This window comes from Streptomyces sp. Alt3 (assembly GCF_030719215.1).
GTDB classification, from domain to species: Bacteria; Actinomycetota; Actinomycetes; order Streptomycetales; family Streptomycetaceae; genus Streptomyces; species Streptomyces glycanivorans.
Window position 1 is genome coordinate 784,071 of sequence record NZ_CP120983.1, and the last position, 17,010, is coordinate 801,080.

Genomic DNA, 17,010 nt, shown 5'->3' on the forward strand with positions numbered 1-17,010 from the left:
CCTCGGCGCACGGCCCCACCGCCCCGGCGCGGGTGGGCGAGGCGGTCACTCCTCGCGGCCACCGCCGACGGTCGCGCGGAGCCGGCCTCCTACTGCCCCGTGTGTGCGTGCGGCGTACGCACCTTGCCCGCCTTCCCGCCCTTCTCGACGACCACGAACTGCCCCATCATCCCCAGGTCCTCGTGGTACAGCAGATGGCAGTGGTACATGTACGGAACGTCGGGGTCCGCCTGCCCGTCGAAACGCATGGCCAGCTTCACCGTCGTGTTCCCCGGGACGAAGACCGTGTCCTTCGCTCCGCGCAGCTCGGCCGGCGGCTTCTCGCCGTCCACCTCCAGCACCCGGAACTGCACGTCGTGTACGTGGAAGTTGTGCGGCGTGCTGTGTTCGTTGCGCACGGTCCAGGTCTCCGCGGTGCCGCGGGTGATCGTCTCGTCGATCCGGCCCATCCGCATCTCCCTGCCGTTGATGCCGGAGGTGCGCAGCCCGAAGAAGCGTCCGCGTACCGAGTCCGACCCGTCCGGGACCTCCAGCTCGCCCAGCTCGGCAGGCAGTTCGGGAGAGGTCCGCAGGGTCTTCCTCGCCCTCAGCTCCAGTACGTCGAAGGAGTCGTCGCCGCCCGAGAACCGCCTCGACCAGAAGTCCCCGTAGGAGCCGTCGGGAAAGCTGCGCAGAGTGGTCTTCCCGCCCGGCTTCATCCGCACCACGATCTCGGCCCGCTCGCCCGGCGACATCCGGATCCGGTCCGTCCGGGTCGGCGCCTCCAGCAGCCCGCCGTCCGTCCCGATGAGAGCGAACTCCCGGCCGTCGGAGAATCCGAAGTCGTACACGCGCGCGGTCGAGGCATTGAGCAGCCGCAGCCGTACGAGCTCGTCGCCGACCTCCTTGTACGGATCGAGGGTGCCGTTGACCATCGTCCGGTTCCCGAGGAACCCGGTGTCCGACAGCGTTTTGTGCCCGTGGTCGAACTTCGCCCCGTCGAACTTCACGTCCTGGACGATGACCGGCAGATCGTCGACTCCGTACTTCTTGGGCAGTGCGAGACGGTCGGACCTCTCGTCGTGCAGGAGGAACATCCCGGCCAGCCCCCGCTGCACGTGCTTCTCCGTCCTGCCGTGCGGATGCGGGTGGTACCAGAGGGTCGCGGCCGGCTGGTCCACGGTCCAGCTCGGGGCCCAGGTCGCGCCGGGGGCGACCATCTGGTGCGGACCACCGTCCATCCTCGCGGGCAGGTGCATCCCGTGCCAGTGCACGGTGGACTCCTCCCCCAGCGCGTTCCTGATCCTCACCTGGACCTTCTCGCCGCGCTCGGCACGCAGCGTCGGCCCCAGGTAGTCCCCGTCGAAGCCCCAGGTGGGCGTCTTCCGCCCGGTCGTGAACTCCTTCTCCCCGGCCCGCATCGTCAGATCGAAGACCCGGGTCCCGTCGCTCCTCACCGTCGATCCCGCCAACGGCGGCACCGCCAGCTCGTTGCTGAAGCCGGTCGAACCGACGGTGGACACCTTGGCGTCGGAATACAGCCACAGGGCGCCGCCACCGAGCGCGAGGCCGATGAGGAGGGCGATCGTCGTGAGAAGGACGAGTAAACGCTTGAGGCGAGACATGGCTCCAGCGTCCCGGCGCACGCTCGCACCGACATCGGGGATGGCCCCCAGCGGCCCCCCGCACAACTCCTACGGCCCCTCGGGGATTTCCCGCATGCGTCACTCGGTGACGGGGCACGGAAGGCTCTGCGCGATCATCTTCATGAGAGCCGCCCCCGGGCCCGGAGGGCAGGGTCTCCGGGCACTTTCACAACACTGGTGCGACAGCAATACTGTTGCACCTGAGAGATCAAGGCCCGGCAGGACGGGCCCGTCCGCGACAAGGAGCAGCAATGGCGACCGGAACCGACGAGCCGACGCTGACCGTCGACGAACTGGCGGCACGTGCGGGAGTCACCGTGCGCACCGTGCGCTTCTACAGCACCAGAGGTCTGCTGCCGCCCCCGGTGATCGGCCCCCGGCGCGTCGGGCACTACGGGCACGAACACCTCTCCCGGCTGGCCCTCATCGAGGAGCTCCAGCACCAGGGCATGACGCTGGCCGCCATCGAGCGCTACCTCCAGCAGCTGCCGCCCGACCTGAGCGCGCAGGACCTGGCCATCCACCGCGCCCTGGTGGCGTCCTGGGCGCCGGACTCCGCCGAGGACATGGAGCGTGCCGAGCTGGAGCGGCGGGCGGGCCGGGAGCTCAGCGGTGAGGACGTGGACCGGCTGGCGGCCATGGGGGTGCTGGAGCGCCCGGCGAAGCCCGGGGGTCCCTTCCTCGTGGACCCGGGCCTGCTGCGGCTCGGGGTGGAGCTCCTGGAGGTGCCCATCGCGCACGAGACGATCCTGGCCGCTCGCACCGTCCTGCTGGAGCACACCCGTTCGGCCGCCCACGAGCTGAGCCGGCTGTTCCGGGACGAGGTGTGGAACCCCTACCGGGAGCGGGAGTCGGACCCCGAGCACGTGCAGGCGATGAAGTCGCTCTCGGCCCATATGCAGCCGATGGTGCTCCAGGCGCTGCTGACGGCCTTCCAGCGGTCGCTGAAGGAGGAACTGCGGGCCGCGTTCACCGCTGAGGAGGAGCGGTGAGCACGGCCCGCACGGGCGCGGTCAGTCGTGGAAGGTCTCGCCCTTCCCGGCCTTCTCCACCAGGTACGCGGACGGCAGGAAGCGGTCCCCGTAGCGCTCGGCGAGCTGCCGGGCGCGCGCCACGAAGCCGGGCAGGCCGCCCTCGTACCCGTTGATGTACTGGAGCACGCCACCGGTCCAGGCGGGGAAGCCGATGCCCATGATGGAGCCGATGTTGGCGTCGGCGACGGTCATGAGGACGTTCTCCTCCAGACAGCGGACACTGTCCAGCGCCTCGGAGAAGAGCATCCGCTCCTTCATGTCCTCGAAGGGGATCTCGGTACCGGGCTTCGTGAAGTGCTCGCGCAGGCCCGGCCAGAGCGCACCCCGGCCGCCGTCCTCGCCGTACTCGTAGAAGCCCGCTCCCCCGCTGCGCCCGGGCCGTCCGAACTCGTCGACCATCCGGTCGATGACCGCGTCCGCGGGATGGGTGGCCCAGGTGCCGCCCGCCTCCTCGACGGCGCGCCGGGTCTCGTCGCGGATCTTGCGGGGCAGGGTCAGCGTCAGCTCGTCCATGAGGGAGAGGACCTTGGCCGGGTAGCCGGCCTGTGCCGCCGCCTGTTCGACGGAGGCGGGTTCGACGCCCTCCCCGACCATCGCGACGCCCTCGTTGATGAAGTGTCCGATGACGCGTGAGGTGAAGAAGCCGCGCGAGTCGTTGACGACGATCGGGGTCTTCCTGATCCGGCGCACCAGGTCGAAGGCGCGGGCCAGGGCCTCGTCCCCGGTCTTCTCCCCCTTGATGATCTCGACCAGCGGCATCTTGTCGACGGGCGAGAAGAAGTGCAGCCCGATGAAGTCCACCGGCCTGCTCACGCCTTCGGCGAGCACCGTGATGGGCAGGGTGGAGGTGTTGGAGCACAGCAGCGCGTCGGGCTCGATGACGTCCTGGATCTCCTGGAACACCTTGTGCTTGAGCGCGGTGTCCTCGAAGACCGCCTCGATCACGGCGTCGCAGCCCGCGAGGTCGGCCGGGTCCCCGGTCGGGGTGATCCGGGCCAGCAGTTCGTCCCGCTTCGCCTCCGTCGTGCGGCCCCGGGAGAGCGCCTTGGCGAGGAGCTTCTCGCTGTAGGCCTTGCCCTTGGCGGCCGCCTCGGCGGAGACGTCCTTGAGGACGACGTCGATGCCGGCGCGGGCGCAGGAGTAGGCGATGCCGGCGCCCATCATCCCGGCGCCGAGGACTGCCACCTTGCGGACCTGGCGCTCCTCGACGCCCTGAGGCCGGCTGGCTCCGGAGTTGACGGCCTGGAGGTCGAAGAAGAACGCCTGGATCATGTTCTTGGCGACCTGGCCGGTGACCAGCTCGGTGAAGTAGCGCGCCTCGATGGTCTGCGCGGTCTCGAAGTCGACCTGTGACCCCTCGACCGCCGCCGCCATGATGTTGCGGGGCGCGGGCATGGGCGCGCCGGCGATCTGCTTCTTGAGGTTGGCCGGGAAGGCGGGCAGGTTGGCCGCGAACTTCGGGTTCGACGGGGTCCCGCCGGGGATCCGGTATCCCTTGACGTCCCAGGGCTGCTGCGACTCGGGGTGGGCGTCGATGAAGGCGCGTGCCTTCTCGAGCATTTCCTCCCGGGTGGCCGCGACCTCGTGGATGAGGCCGTTCTCCAGCGCCCGCCGCGGGGTGTACTGGGTGCCCTGGAGGAGCACCTTGAGCAGGGCGTCGGCGATGCCCATCAGCCGCACGGTGCGCGTGACCCCGCCGCCCGCGGGCAGCAGGCCGAGGGTGACCTCGGGCAGGCCGATACGGGTGCCGGGGGCGTCCAGGGCGACGCGGTGGTGGGCGGCGAGCGCGATCTCGTAACCGCCGCCGAGCGCGGCGCCGTTGATGGCGGCGACGACCGGCTTGCCGAGGGTCTCGATGGTGCGCAGCGACTTCTTGATCGCGGTTCCGGCGTCGAACGCGGCCTGCGCGTCGTCCGGACCGATCCTGATCATGTCCTTGAGGTCGCCGCCGGCGAAGAAGGTCTTCTTGGCGGAGGTGTAGATGATGCCCCGGATGGAGTCCTTCTCGGCCTCGGCGCGCTCGGCGACGGCGGCGATGGAGTCCTTGAAGCCCTGGTTCATCGTGTTGGCGGACTGGCCGGGATCGTCGAGTACGAGGGTGACGACGCCGGTCTCGTCCTGTTCCCAGCGGATGGTCGTGCTCTCGGTCATTGCTTGTCTTCTCCGTAGGCAGGGGTTCCGGGGACGGTCAGAGACGCTCGACGACGGTGGCGACGCCCATACCGCCGCCGACGCACAGGGTGGCCAGGCCGTAGCGCTTGTCCTGCCGCTCCAGTTCGTCGACGAGGGTGCCGAGGATCATCGCCCCGGTCGCGCCGAGCGGGTGCCCGAGTGCGATGGCACCGCCGTTGACGTTGACCTTGTCGAGGCTCAGGCCCATGTCCTTGACGAACCGCAGGACGACTCCCGCGAAGGCCTCGTTGATCTCGACGAGGTCGATGTCGTCGATGGTGAGACCGGCCTTGGACAGCGCCTTGCGGGTGGCGGGGGCGGGCCCGGTGAGCATGATGGTCGGCTCGGACCCGGAGACGGCGGCGGAGACGATGCGGGCGCGCGGCGTGAGCCCGTAGCGCTCGCCGGTCTCCTTGGAGCCGATCGCGACGAGGGCCGCGCCGTCGACGATCCCGGAGCTGTTGCCAGCGTGGTGGACGTGGTCGATCTTCTCGACCCAGTGGTACTTCTGGAGCGCGACGGCGTCGAAGCCGCCCATCTCCCCGATGGTGGCGAACGAGGGCTTGAGGGAGGCGAGGGAGTCGGCGGTCGTGCCGGGGCGCATGTGCTCGTCGTGGTCGAGGACGAGCAGCCCGTTGCGGTCCCTGACCGGCACGACGGACCGGGCGAAGCGCTCCTCCTTCCAGGCGGTCGCGGCGCGTTCCTGGGACAGGGCGGCGTACTCGTCGACGTCCCGGCGGGAGAAGCCCTCGACGGTGGCGATGAGGTCGGCGCCGATGCCCTGCGGGGCGAAGCCGGTCTCGAAGCTGGTCATCGGGTCCATGGCCCAGGCGCCGCCGTCCGAGCCCATCGGGACGCGGGACATCGACTCGACACCGCCGGCCAGGACGAGGTCCTCCCACCCGGAACGGACCTTCGCGGCAGCGAGGTTGACCGCTTCGAGGCCGGAGGCGCAGAAGCGGTTCTCCTGTACTCCCGCGACGGAGTCCGGGAGCCCGGCGGCGATCGCGGCGATCCTGGCGATGTCGGAGCCCTGGTCACCGAGCGGGCTGACGACGCCGAGGACGATGTCGTCGATCGCCGCCGGGTCGAGGCCGGGGAAGCGGTCCCGGATCTCGTGGATGAGGCCGACGACGAGGTCGATCGGCTTGGTGCCGTGCAGGGCGCCGTTGGCCTTGCCGCGGCCGCGCGGGGTGCGGATCGCGTCGTAGACGAATGCTTCGGTACTCAAGGCAGCTGCCTTTCGGGGTCGTTGCTGGGCGGGGAGTTCAGGCGAGCAGCGAGCGGCCGATGATCTCCTTCATGATCTCGGTCGTCCCGCCGTAGATGGTCTGGATACGGCCGTCGGTGAAGGCCTTGGCGACCCGGTACTCCGACATGTAGCCGTATCCGCCGTGGAGTTGCAGACAGCGGTCGGCGACCCGCTTCTGCAGCTCGGTGGCCCACCACTTGGCCATCGAGGCGTGGACGGCGTCGAGGGTTCCCTCTGCGTGGTCGACGATGCACCGGTCGAGGAAGGCCCGGGTGACGGCGCACTCGGTGGCCATCTCGGCGATCTCGAAGCGGATGTGCTGGAGCTTGGAGAGCGGGCGTCCGAAGGCCTCACGCTCCTTGACGTACCGGGTGGTGATCTCCAGGAGGTACTCGGCGGCGGCGATCCCTGCGACCGCTATGCCCATGCGTTCCTGGGCCAGGTTGGTCATGAGGTGGATGAAGGCGCCGTCGAGCTCGCCGAGGAGGTTCTCCTTGGGGACGCGTACGTCGTCGAAGAACAGTTCGGCGGTGTCCTGGGACTTCTGCCCGATCTTGTCGAGGTTCCGGCCGCGCTCGAACCCCTCTGCGCCACGCTCGACGACGAGCAGCGACAGGCCCTTGGCGCCGCCCTCCGGTGAGGTCTTCGCGACGACGATCACGAGGTCGGCGAGGATGCCGTTGGAGATGAAGGTCTTGGAGCCGTTGAGGAGCCAGTGGTCGCCCTTGTCCTCTGCGGCGGTACGGATGCCCTGGAGGTCGGAGCCCGCGCCGGGTTCCGTCATGGCGATGGCGGTGATGGTCTCGCCGCTGCAGAAGCCGGGCAGCCAGCGGCGTTTCTGCTCCTCGGTGCCGAGCCCGGTGAGGTAGGGGCCGATGATGTCGTTGTGCAGGCCGAGGGCCAGCCCGGACACCCCGGCCCGGGTGAACTCCTCCGCGAGCACGGCGCTGTAGCGGAAGTCGGCGTTCCCGCCGCCGCCGTACTCCTCGGGGACGGCGAGGCCGAGCAGCCCCTGCCGGCCGGCCGCGCGCCAGGCCTCACGCGAGACGATGCCGTCCTTCTCCCACTGCTCGTAGTGCGGGAGGACCTCCTTGGCCAGGAAGGTGCGGACGGTCTCGCGGAACGCGTCGTGCTCTTCGGTGAAGATCTGCCGCTGCACTTCAAGCCCCCTGGAGCCAGTTCTTGACGGTGGAGATCAGCCGTGCCGGCTCGGGACCGACGGGCGTGACGTTGAGCATGGTGACCCCGGCCTCGCGGAAGGCCTCGATGCGGTCGCGTACGTAGCCCTCGGGGCCGCAGAGCGTCATGAGCTCGCAGAACTCGTCCGGGACGGCTGCCTCCGCCTCGCGCTTCCTCCCTGAGAGATAGAGGTCCTGGATGGTGGCGGCCTCCTTCTCGTAGCCGTAGGCGACGGCGAGGTCGTTGTAGAAGTTCTTGCCGCGCGCACCCATGCCGCCGACGTACAGCGCGATCTGCGGGCGGGCCATGTCACGGACGGCGGCCGCGTCGTCGCCGATGGCCAGCAGGCCGCCCGCGACGGTCTGCAGGGGGCCGAGCTCGGGGTCGCGCTTCGCGGTGCCCTCGGCCAGGGCCGTGCCCCAGACCTGCCGGGCCTTCTCCGGGATGTAGAGGGTGGGCAGCCAGCCGTCGGCGATCTCCGCGGTCATCCGGACGTTGGCGGGGCCGAGCGAGGCGATGTGGAGCGGGATGGTGTCGCGTACCGGCCGGGTGAGGATCTTCAGCGGCTTGCCGAGCTTGCCGCCCTTCTCCTTCGGCAGGGGCATGTCGGTGATGCCGTGGTGGTCGATGACCTCGCGGCGCCAGATGCGCCGGCAGAGCTCGACGGTCTCGCGGGTCCGGCCGAGCGGCTTGTCGTAGGGCTTGCCGTGCCAGCCCTCCACCACCTGCGGGCCCGAGGCACCGAGCCCGAGCAGCGCGCGGCCACCGGAGATCGCGTCGAGCCCCGCACCGGTCTGGGCGATGAGGGCCGGGGTCCGGGAGTAGACGTTGAGGATCGCCGCGCCGATCTTCAGGTGTTCCGTGCGGGCGGCGAGGTACCCCATGAGGGTGGGCGAGTCGAAGCCGTACGCCTCGGCGACCCATACGGCGTCGAGTCCGGCGGACTCGAGTGCGGCGACCTGGTCGCAGGCGGCGCGCGGGTCGCCCGCGTAGTTCAGCGGCAGGGAGAGTTCCATCAGCCGGTCGTTTCCTTCCCGGTGGTCAGCAGGCCCGGCAGGTCCCAGTCCGCGGCGACGGCCTCGGTGTCCGCCCCGGGCAGCGCGGGTCCGCTGCGTACGGAGGCGGGAGTCGCGGAGAAGCGGGGTGCGGGGGCGGGCTGGGTGAGGCCGCTGTGCTCCACATAGGTGGAGCGGGCGGCGAGATGGGGGTGGCGGGGTGCCTCACGCAGGGAGAGGACGGGGGCCACGCAGGCGTCCGTCCCCTCGAAGATCTCGGTCCACTCCGCGCGCGTACGGGTGCTGAAGCGGTCGGCGACGAGGGCGCGCAGTTCCTCCCAGCGTCCGAAGTCGTTGCGGTCGGGGGCCTCCTCGCCGAGTCCGAGGAGCTTGGCGAACTCCTCGTAGAAGCGCGGCTCCAGGGCCCCGACCGCCATGAACAGGCCGTCGGAGGTCTCGTAGGAGCCGTAGAAGGGGCAGCCTCCGTCGAGGAGGTTGGAGCCTCGCCTGTCCTGCCAGCTGCCCGCCGCCAGCATGCCGTGGATCATCGTGGCGAGGTGGGCGGCGCCGTCGACGATGGCCGCGTCGACGACCTGTCCGGCCCCGCCGGGCGTACGGGCGTGCTGAAGGGCCGCCAGCACACCGACGACCAGGTAGAGCGATCCGCCGGCGTAGTCGCCGACGAGGTTGGCGGGCACCGTGGGCGGTTCGCCGGATCTGCCGATCATGGACAGGGTGCCGGTCAGGGCGATGTAGCCGATGTCGTGCCCCGCGCGCTGGGCCAGCGGGCCGTCCTGGCCCCAGCCGGTCATCCGTCCGTAGACGAGCCGCGGATTGCGTTCCAGGCAGGCGTCGGGCCCCACGCCCAGGCGCTCGGCGACACCCGGGCGGTAGCCCTCGATCAGGACGTCGGCACGCTCGACGAGGTCGAGGACCTGGCCCGCTCCGCCCTCGGCCTTCAGATCGACGAGGACCGACCGTTTGTTGCGGTTGGTGAGGTCGAAGGCCGGCTCGATGCCGATCACCGAGCCGCCGGGCCTGTCGACGCGCACCACATCGGCGCCGAGGTCGGCGAGGAGCATCGCGGCGAACGGCCCCGGGCCGATGCCCGCCAGTTCGACGACGCGCACCCCGGCCAGCGGACCCCGCGGCCCCTGTCCTGTCGTTGCCATCAAGCCCCCAGAGGTATGACACAACTGATGTAACATCGATGATGCTAAGAACCGTGCGCGCTCCGCACAACCCTTTTGGCCGAGCAAGCGCTTAGTTCTTTCCTTCGGATCCTCTCGCACCGAGGCCCGCCCGGCCGCGCGGCACCCCGAACGCCTCCGCTACCCTCTGCCTGCTACATCGGCGCCGGCCCCTGCGGAGGCACTCATGAACAGGCAGAACGGGGCAGAACGCCCTTACGACGTCATCCTTTTCGGGGCCACCGGCTTCGTGGGGGCACTCACCGCCGAATACCTGGCCGCGCACGCGCCGGACGGCTGCCGCTGGGCCCTGGCGGGCCGAAGCCTCGACAAGCTGGAGCGGCTGCGTGACCGCCTCGCCGCGACGCACCCGCGCTGCGCGGACCTGCCCCTGGTGAGGGCCGACGCGGACGACCCCGCCTCCCTGCGTGAACTCGCCATGTCCGCGCACGTGGTGGCGTCGACCGTCGGACCGTACGTCTGGTACGGCGAGGCACTCGTGGCGGCGTGCGCGGAGGCGGGGACCGACTACACCGACCTCACCGGGGAGGCGGAGTTCGTCGACCGGATGTACCTGGAGCACGACGGCCGGGCGCGCGAGACGGGCGCCCGGCTCGTGCACGCCTGCGGCTTCGACTCCGTCCCGCACGACCTCGGCGCCTACTTCACCGTGCGACAGCTGCCCGAGGGGGTTCCGCTGACGGTCGACGGCTACGTGCGCACCGACGCGGTCTTCTCGGGCGGTACGTTCGCCTCGGCGCTCACGGCGATGGGCCGTGGACCGCAGATGCTCCGGGCCGCACAGCAGCGGCGACTGCACGAACCGCGTCTCGTCGGCCGCCGGGCCCGTGCCCCGCAGGGTGCCCCGCACTTCAGCCCGGAGACCGGCACCTGGGCGCTGCCGCTGCCGACCCTCGACCCCCGCGTGGTGGAGCGGTCCGCCCGGGGGCTGGAACGTTACGGCCCCGATTTCCGCTACCGGCACTTCGCCTCGGTCAAGCACCTGCCCATGGCGATCGGCGGCGCGGCCGCGATCGGCCTGCTGGTGGGTGCGGCCCAGATCCCGGCCGCTCGGAACTGGCTCTCCGCCCGGGTCGAGCCGGGCACGGGCCCCGATGAACGGCGCAGGAAGCGCAGCTGGTTCACGGTCCGCTTCGTCGGGGAGGGCGGCGGACGGCGGGTGTACACGGAGGTCTCGGGCGGCGACCCCGGCTACGGCGAGACGGCGAAGATGCTGGCCGAGGCGAGCCTGGCGCTCGCCCTCGACGATCTGCCGGCGACGTCGGGTCAGGTCACGACGGCCGTGGCGATGGGGGACGCGCTGCTGGAACGGCTGCAGACCGCGGGACTGCGCTTCCGGGTCGCGGCGTCGCGCTGAACCCCGGACGGCGCGGTGCCCCGGTCAGAGCATCCAGGACGCCAGCGTGACAAGCATGGACACGGTCCAGCCGACTCCGGCGACAACGCCCAGGGTCATGCCCACGGCGACGCCGCGCTGCGAGAGACGTACGGTTCCGGTGCTCATCTGAGGTGCGTGGTGGTCGATCATGTGTACCAGCCTGCCCCTGATGTTCGACGAGGAACATCCGTACTTGTACTCAGTTGGCAACAGAACCGTGAGCGGGTCCCCGTCCGCCGGCGATCGCTTCCCGGAGGGCGGACCGGCACAGGGCGTCGGCCCTGCGTGTGGTCTCCGGCTGGCGGAAGTCGCGGGCCAGCGCGAGCGTATGGGCGCAGGCGTTGTCCAGGGTCGTGCGGTGACCGACGGAGACGAAGAGGGGCTTCGTGCCGTCCTGTGTGCGCAGAGCGCGTCCCACCTCCTCGTCCCCGTCGAGGAGCGGGGTGAAGTCACCGCGTCCGGGCCCCGGTTGCTCGTGGCGGAAGGTGAAGGGGTTCTTCGCGACGCCGATGACCGGCAGCCCGGTGAGCACGCCGAGGTGGCTGGCGAGCCCGAACCTGCGCGGATGCGCCCGCCCGTAGCCGTCGCAGACGACGAGCCCCGGGTCCACCGGCAGGCCCTCCAGCGCGGACAGGACGGCCGGGATCTCCCGGAAGGCCAGGAGCCCGGGGACGTACGGGAACGTCACGCGGCCCTGGGCGGTGGACTCGGCGACCACTTCCAGCGTCGCGGCGTCCAGGACGACGGCCGCCGCGACGACGAGGTCCCGCTCGTCGTCGTAGGCGACGTCGACACCGGTGACCCGGCCGGCTCCGGGCGGGGGCCCAGGCTCGTCCAGCACCACCCGCGCACGCAACGCGTCCTGGACGGCGCGGGCTTCGGCCTCGTCGGCGGGCATGCGGAAGGTCGTCATGGCCGGTCAGTCTAGGAGCCCGGCGGTCATGTCCGTCCGCGAGTCGAGCCGCGCCGCACCGGTCGGGCACGTCGACGCCTGCGGCGGTTGTCCGGCCGGCGGGTGCCTCCTCGGAGCGCCGCCCCTGCCCACCAAGCCGGTCATGGGGCGCCGGCGGTCCACGGCCAGGCTGCCACTCGGTCGCCGAGGGCCCTACCGCAGACGCGCGACCCGGCCTTTCTCGCCCGCGGCCCAGCACCCGCCGCCCGGGGCGCAGTCGACCGTGTCGTACGAGCCGGTGTCCACGGTCCGCCAGCTGCGGCCACCGTCCCGCGTGACGTCGGTGCCGGTCGGGCCCACCGCGAGAGCCGACCGCCGGCTGTGCGGCAGCCATGTGACGCCGGACCGGTAGGCGGGCGGCGGGGCGTCCGCACGCCGCCAGTTCCGGCCGCCGTCGCCGGTGACGGACGCGGCGTCGGGCGACGCCTGGCCCGCCCGGTAGTCGCCGCCCACCGCGATGCCGTGCGTCCGGTCGTGGAAGGCGAGACCGAAGACTCCCCGTGCCGGGTCCCCCGCCGGGATCCGTGACGCGGCCGTCTTCCAGGTGAGGCCGCGGTCGTCGGAGTGCAGCACCCGGGCGGTCGCCGCGCCGCCGGTGGCGAGCCACACGTCGCTGCTGCCCGAACTGACGAGGCATTGGCCACTCGCGGCGAATCCGGCCTCGCCCGGCTGCGCCTCAGGCATCCCCGCGTCGGGCAGCACCCGCCAGTTCCGCCCGCCGTCCGAGGTCGACAGGATGCGGAACCTCCCGTCCACCGGGTCACTCATCGCGAGCCCGTGACGGGTGTCGAAGAAGGTCAGGCAGTCGTAGAAGGCCCGGGCATCGGTGTTACGGAAGGACTCGGTCCAGGTCCTGCCGCCGTCCTCGGTGCGGAAGATCCGGGACGCCTCACCCTCGCCGATGGACAGCGCCACCGCCCGCCGCCGGTCGAACGCCTCGATGTCACGGAATTCCAGTCCTGCCGCGCCGGCGGGCGAGACATCGCGCCAGTGGCGCCCTCCGTCGGTGGTGCGCAGCACCACACCCCCGGAGCCTGCGGCCCACGCGGCATCGCGGCCGACCGCGGCGAGGCCCCGGAAGCGCGCCTGGGTACCCGTGTCGGTCAGTACCCATCCCGGGTCGCGTTCCTCGTGGCCGCCCGGTGCGGCCTGCGCCGTCGGCGCGGCCGGCACTGCGGTCACCGCCAGGCCGCACAGCACCGAAACCATCAGCCGTCTCGTCTTCCCCATGACCGTCATGGCGCTGGAAGCTAACCCAACAGGGGGCGGGCGTCCAGGGTGCGCCTCGCGAAACGGGGCAGTTGATCAGAGGGGAGAGTGGGGGGCGGTGACGCAGCTCACGCCACCCGGCAGTGCACGGATGGAGACGTTCCGTCGTCTACTCCAGTGCCGGGAGCCGTTCGTCCGAGGCGAGAGGGAGCAGGTCTTGTCCACCGTAATCGAGCAGTCCGTGCAGGCGCGCATGGTCGCGTCCGCACCGCGCATGGAGACGCTGCCCGCCACCCTGCACTACGACCGCAAGGACCCCTTCGCCGTCCGCATGGCGTTCCCGGCGCCCGCGACCCTCGAAGGCACCGAGGTCTCCTGGGAGTTCTCCCGGGAGCTGCTCGCCACAGGCATGGACGCGCCGGCAGGCGTCGGCGACGTCCGCGTCCGGCCGTTCGGGTACGACCGCACGGTCCTGGAGTTCCACGCGATCGAGGGCATCGCGATGGTGCATGTGCGCACGTCGGAGCTGCGCCGTTTCCTGAAGCGGGCGCAGGAACTCGTCCCGGTGGGGGACGAGTACCTCTTCCTGGACCTGGACGGCGACCTGACCGATCTGCTGGGCGGTTCCGCCTGAGTCCGGTCGAGCCCGGCCTGAACCCCGCCTGATCCCCGCCTGATCCCCGCCGCCGGGAGACACGGTCAGCCGGTGCGGCACAGGGCGTGGTCGACGAGGTCGCGCAGCGCGTCCTCCTGACGGGCCGCCGTGTGAGGGTCTCCGGAGCGGCTGTGCGCGGAGACGGTGACGGTGCGCCGGCCGTCCGTGGTCGTCGCCGCCCGGACGACATATCCGAAGCCGCTCCCTCCGTGCCCGAGGTAGCCGCCGCCGCAGGACAACGGTGTGAAGAACAGGCCCAGGCCGTCCTGGGTGCCCTCCGGGTGACCGCTGTCCGGTGGTACCGGCACGGTGTTCCGCATGGCGGCGAGTTCGGCGGGCTTCAGCAGCTGCCCCCTGGCCAGTGCGGAGAAGAAGCGGTTGAGGTCCCGGGCCGTGCCGGTCATCGAACCATCGGCCCCGCTGTCGAAGGGGCGGTAGGGGATCGTGGTGTCGACCATCGGTCCGTCCGCCGTGAACTGCTGGTAGTTCGCCGTGTGCGGGTGCGGGAGGAAGGGCCGAGTGCCGGGGGTGTCTGTGTGGCGCAGGCAGAGCGGGCGCAGGACACGGTCGTGGACCTGCTGCTCCCAGGTGGTGCCGGTGATCTTCTCGATGATCATCCCCAGGAGCACGTAGTTCGTGTTGGAGTAGGCCCATCGGGTGCCCGCCGGGAAGTCGGGTTCATGCCGCACGGCCAGGCCCACCAGTGCTTCGGGCTCGTAGGCGCGCCACCGGTCGGCGAAGTAGGTCCGGGCACCGGGGTCGGGGAAGACGTCGTGGATGTAGTCGGACAGACCGCTGGTGTGCTGCAGCAGATCCCGGACGGTGACGGTCCGGCCGTCGTTGCCCGCGCCGGACACGACGCCGGGCAGCAGCTCCTCCACCGTCCCGTCGAGGGAGACGCGTTCCTCGCCCACCAGTTGCAGGAGGACGGTGGCGACGAACGTCTTGGTGGTACTGCCCAGCCGCAGGTACCCGTCCGTCGCGACGGGGCGGCGTGTGACCAGGTCCCCCACCCCGGAACGGGACGTGACGGTGCCGCCGGGGGTTTCCAGCCGGACCGCCACCCCCGTGACCCCGGTGTCCCGCAGCGCGTCGGCGTCACGCTGCACGGACCGGGCCGCGGCGGACGGGTGGGGTGCGGCCGAAGCCGCGGCAGATGGCAGAACCAGTGCCGGTACGAATGCCAGCACTGCGGCCGGTAACCACGAACGGTGAAGGATCATGCCCCGACGCTAGGAGCGGAACGGCCCGCCGGCCATCCCGAATGCCCCCGGCCCGAACGGGTGCCGGCCGGATGGACATCGCGACGGGCGGACCCGGGTAGCCCGATCCGGTGAGCGGGCGGGGGCTCGCACGCGTGGCCCGAATTCGGTTGCCTGGGCCCCGGACCCGCTCGTAACGTCATCGGTGTCCCTGTCGTCGTCGGATCGGAGAAGGACGTTGCTCCACATCTGAGGTGTCCGCCGACCGCGCCGTGCGCTCTGCCGCGCCGCCGTGTCCCGCGTGACCCCAGTGTCCGAGCCGTTCTCCGTGATTCCTCCGACGCAGCCGGGAGACCCTTGTGCCTGCATCCACCACGCATATCCTCTGTTCCTCCCTCTCGTTCGCCTGGCCCGACGGGAGCGAGGTCTTCGACGGCTTGCAACTGACCGTGGGAAGTGGCCGCACCGGACTGATCGGGCTCAACGGCTGCGGGAAGTCGACGCTGTTGCGGCTGATCGCCGGTGAACTCGGGCCGACGGAAGGACACATCAGGACCGTCGGCGACATCGGCCACCTCCCTCAGGACATCACCCTGGACACCGGGCTCCGGGTGGACGAGGTGCTGGGTGTCGCCACGACGCGCGCGGCGCTCCTCGCCATCGAGGGGGGCGACGCCGACGAGGCGCACTTCGCCGCCGTCGGGGACGACTGGGACGTCGAGGAGCGCGCCCGCGCGGTGCTCGACCAACTGGGCATGTCCGGTACCGGCCTCGACCGCACCGTCGGCGAGCTGTCCGGCGGCGAGTGCGTACTGCTGCGGCTGGCGGCTCTGCTGCTCACCCGCCCTTCCGTCCTCCTGCTGGACGAACCGACCAACAACCTCGATCTGTACGCCCGCAGACGGCTGTACGAAGCCGTCGACGCCTGGGCGGGAGTGCTGGTCGTGGTCAGCCATGACCGGGAGCTGCTGGAGCGGGTGGACCGGATCGCGGATCTCCGCGACGGCTCGGTCACCTGGTACGGCGGCAACCTGTCGGCGTACGAGGCGGCGCTGGCCGTGGAACAGGAGGCCGCCGAACGGATGGTGCGGGTCGCGGAGGCCGATGTCCGGCGGCAGCGGCGCGAACTCACCGACGCGCACGTCAAGCTCTCCCGGCGCAAGCGGTACGGGCAGAAGATGTGGGACACCAAGCGCGAGCCGAAGGCCGTGATGGGCCAGCGCAAGCAGACCGCCCAGGAGTCGGCGGGCAAGCACCGAATCATGCACACGGAACGGCTGGCGGACGCGCAGGAGCGCCTCGGCGAGGCGGTCGAAGCGGTACGGGACGACGAGGCCATCCGCATCGAGCTGCCGCGGACCCGGGTCCATCCGGGCCGTGGCGTGCTGGTGCTCCGGGACCTCGAACTCGCCCACGGCGCACGGCTGAGGGGCGAGTGGGATCTGCGCGGACCGGAGCGGATCGCGCTGATCGGCCGCAACGGCGCGGGAAAGACGACCCTGCTGCGCACGATCGCGGGCGAGTCGGAGCCGGTCTCCGGCGAGGCGGTCCCGCAGGTGCCGGTGGGCTTCCTGCCGCAGCGTCTCGACGTCCTCGACGACGCGTTGTCCTTGGTGGGGAACGTGGCACGTGTCGCGCCGGGCACCACGGACAACGGCATCCGGGCGAGGCTGGCGCACTTCCTCTTCAAGGGCGGCAGGGCGGACCGCCCGGCCGGGACCCTCTCGGGTGGCGAGCGCCTCCGGGCCACGCTCGCGGCGCTGCTCCTCGCGGAGCCGGGCCTCAGCTGCTGATGCTGGACGAGCCGACGAACAGCCTCGACCTGTCCGGTGTGCACCGCCTGTCGTCGGCGCTGGAGGCGTACGAGGGAGCACTCATCGTGGCGAGTCACGACATGCCGTTCCTGGAGTCGCTGGGAATCACCCGGTGGCTGCTGCTGGACGCGGACGGACTCCGGGACGTCGACCCCACGAAGCTGCCTGGGGTCGGCGGCGAAGGCGCCTGACTTGTCCACTCCAGGGCGGCTTTCACCTGCAATGATGACATTGAGTGAGCACACAGTGCGAGGACCGGGCTTGGCTGTGGCCTTACTGCCGCCTTAACCTACGGTCACGTAACCTACGAAGCCGTAGGTAATTCTCCCGTC

Annotated in this window: 13 protein-coding genes and 1 pseudogene; 4 read left to right on the top strand and 10 right to left on the bottom strand. The window is 71.1% G+C overall.

Annotated features, from left to right (window positions below):
- Window positions 1-89: 89 nt before the first annotated feature.
- Window positions 90-1,604 (bottom strand): multicopper oxidase family protein, encoded by a 1,515-nt coding sequence (locus tag P8A20_RS03560; protein ID WP_147961146.1) that lies wholly within the window; start codon window positions 1,602-1,604, stop codon window positions 90-92.
- A 272-nt stretch (window positions 1,605-1,876) separates the two neighbouring features.
- On the opposite strand from P8A20_RS03560, the gene P8A20_RS03565 reads away from it, so the two are divergent.
- Window positions 1,877-2,617, top strand: a complete 741-nt coding sequence (locus P8A20_RS03565; RefSeq protein WP_147961145.1) for a MerR family transcriptional regulator — start codon at window positions 1,877-1,879, stop codon at window positions 2,615-2,617.
- A 21-nt stretch (window positions 2,618-2,638) separates the two neighbouring features.
- Here the strand turns inward: P8A20_RS03565 and P8A20_RS03570 are convergent, their stop codons facing one another.
- The 5 genes from P8A20_RS03570 to P8A20_RS03590 are packed head-to-tail and all read right to left on the bottom strand — an operon-like array spanning window position 2,639 to window position 9,429.
- A complete protein-coding gene (locus P8A20_RS03570; protein WP_147961144.1) occupies window positions 2,639-4,810 on the bottom strand; it encodes a 3-hydroxyacyl-CoA dehydrogenase NAD-binding domain-containing protein in 2,172 nt (723 codons plus the stop codon).
- A gap of 37 nt (window positions 4,811-4,847) precedes the next feature.
- Complete coding sequence (locus P8A20_RS03575; protein ID WP_306102832.1) at window positions 4,848-6,062, bottom strand: acetyl-CoA C-acetyltransferase; 1,215 nt, start codon at window positions 6,060-6,062, stop codon at window positions 4,848-4,850.
- Window positions 6,063-6,099: 37 nt separating this feature from the next.
- On the bottom strand, window positions 6,100-7,242 hold the full coding sequence (locus tag P8A20_RS03580) for an acyl-CoA dehydrogenase family protein (RefSeq protein WP_306102833.1): 1,143 nt from the start codon (window positions 7,240-7,242) through the stop codon (window positions 6,100-6,102).
- 1 nt (window position 7,243) lies between these two features.
- Window positions 7,244-8,278, bottom strand: a complete 1,035-nt coding sequence (locus tag P8A20_RS03585) for an LLM class F420-dependent oxidoreductase (protein ID WP_147961141.1) — start codon at window positions 8,276-8,278, stop codon at window positions 7,244-7,246.
- Window positions 8,278-9,429: a CaiB/BaiF CoA transferase family protein gene (locus P8A20_RS03590; RefSeq protein ID WP_306102834.1), complete on the bottom strand. Its 1,152-nt coding sequence runs from the start codon at window positions 9,427-9,429 to the stop codon at window positions 8,278-8,280. The genes P8A20_RS03585 and P8A20_RS03590 overlap by 1 nt, the downstream gene beginning before the upstream one ends.
- Window positions 9,430-9,634: 205 nt before the next feature.
- On the opposite strand from P8A20_RS03590, the gene P8A20_RS03595 reads away from it, so the two are divergent.
- Window positions 9,635-10,825 carry a saccharopine dehydrogenase family protein gene (locus tag P8A20_RS03595; protein WP_147961140.1) on the top strand — a complete coding sequence of 397 codons (1,191 nt, stop codon included), beginning with the start codon at window positions 9,635-9,637 and terminating at the stop codon, window positions 10,823-10,825.
- A gap of 24 nt (window positions 10,826-10,849) precedes the next feature.
- On the opposite strand, the gene mmpA is transcribed toward P8A20_RS03595, so the two are convergent.
- From mmpA to P8A20_RS03610, 3 genes are all read right to left on the bottom strand, one after another.
- Entirely contained in the window at window positions 10,850-10,996 is a 147-nt protein-coding gene (gene mmpA, locus P8A20_RS03600) for a morphogenic membrane protein MmpA (protein WP_306102835.1), read from the bottom strand.
- A gap of 49 nt (window positions 10,997-11,045) precedes the next feature.
- The gene (locus P8A20_RS03605) at window positions 11,046-11,759 is read right to left on the bottom strand and encodes an endonuclease V (protein ID WP_147961139.1); all 714 of its coding nucleotides are present in this window, start codon (window positions 11,757-11,759) and stop codon (window positions 11,046-11,048) included.
- 192 nt (window positions 11,760-11,951) lie between these two features.
- Window positions 11,952-13,037 (bottom strand): WD40/YVTN/BNR-like repeat-containing protein, encoded by a 1,086-nt coding sequence (locus P8A20_RS03610; protein ID WP_147961138.1) that lies wholly within the window; start codon window positions 13,035-13,037, stop codon window positions 11,952-11,954.
- Between the two features lie 187 nt (window positions 13,038-13,224).
- Here P8A20_RS03610 and ssgD point away from each other — a divergent pair, with 187 nt between their 5' ends.
- Window positions 13,225-13,641, top strand: a complete 417-nt coding sequence (ssgD, locus tag P8A20_RS03615; protein ID WP_147961137.1) for a spore wall synthesis regulator SsgD — start codon at window positions 13,225-13,227, stop codon at window positions 13,639-13,641.
- Between the two features lie 65 nt (window positions 13,642-13,706).
- On the opposite strand, the gene P8A20_RS03620 is transcribed toward ssgD, so the two are convergent.
- Window positions 13,707-14,885, bottom strand: a complete 1,179-nt coding sequence (locus P8A20_RS03620; protein ID WP_306102836.1) for a serine hydrolase domain-containing protein — start codon at window positions 14,883-14,885, stop codon at window positions 13,707-13,709.
- 338 nt (window positions 14,886-15,223) lie between these two features.
- Here P8A20_RS03620 and P8A20_RS03625 point away from each other — a divergent pair.
- Window positions 15,224-16,869 (top strand): annotated as a pseudogene (locus tag P8A20_RS03625) (ABC-F family ATP-binding cassette domain-containing protein).
- The last annotated feature ends 141 nt before the right edge of the window (window positions 16,870-17,010 follow it).

Coding starts and splice junctions, on each gene's coding strand:
- P8A20_RS03560 (WP_147961146.1), bottom strand. CDS start 1,604: ATGTCTCGCCTCAAGCGTTTACTCGTCCTTCTCACGACGATCGCCCTC.
- P8A20_RS03565 (WP_147961145.1), top strand. CDS start 1,877: ATGGCGACCGGAACCGACGAGCCGACGCTGACCGTCGACGAACTGGCG.
- P8A20_RS03570 (WP_147961144.1), bottom strand. CDS start 4,810: ATGACCGAGAGCACGACCATCCGCTGGGAACAGGACGAGACCGGCGTC.
- P8A20_RS03585 (WP_147961141.1), bottom strand. CDS start 8,278: ATGGAACTCTCCCTGCCGCTGAACTACGCGGGCGACCCGCGCGCCGCC.
- P8A20_RS03590 (WP_306102834.1), bottom strand. CDS start 9,429: ATGGCAACGACAGGACAGGGGCCGCGGGGTCCGCTGGCCGGGGTGCGC.
- P8A20_RS03595 (WP_147961140.1), top strand. CDS start 9,635: ATGAACAGGCAGAACGGGGCAGAACGCCCTTACGACGTCATCCTTTTC.
- mmpA (WP_306102835.1), bottom strand. CDS start 10,996: ATGATCGACCACCACGCACCTCAGATGAGCACCGGAACCGTACGTCTC.
- P8A20_RS03605 (WP_147961139.1), bottom strand. CDS start 11,759: ATGACGACCTTCCGCATGCCCGCCGACGAGGCCGAAGCCCGCGCCGTC.
- P8A20_RS03610 (WP_147961138.1), bottom strand. CDS start 13,037: ATGACGGTCATGGGGAAGACGAGACGGCTGATGGTTTCGGTGCTGTGC.
- P8A20_RS03620 (WP_306102836.1), bottom strand. CDS start 14,885: ATGATCCTTCACCGTTCGTGGTTACCGGCCGCAGTGCTGGCATTCGTA.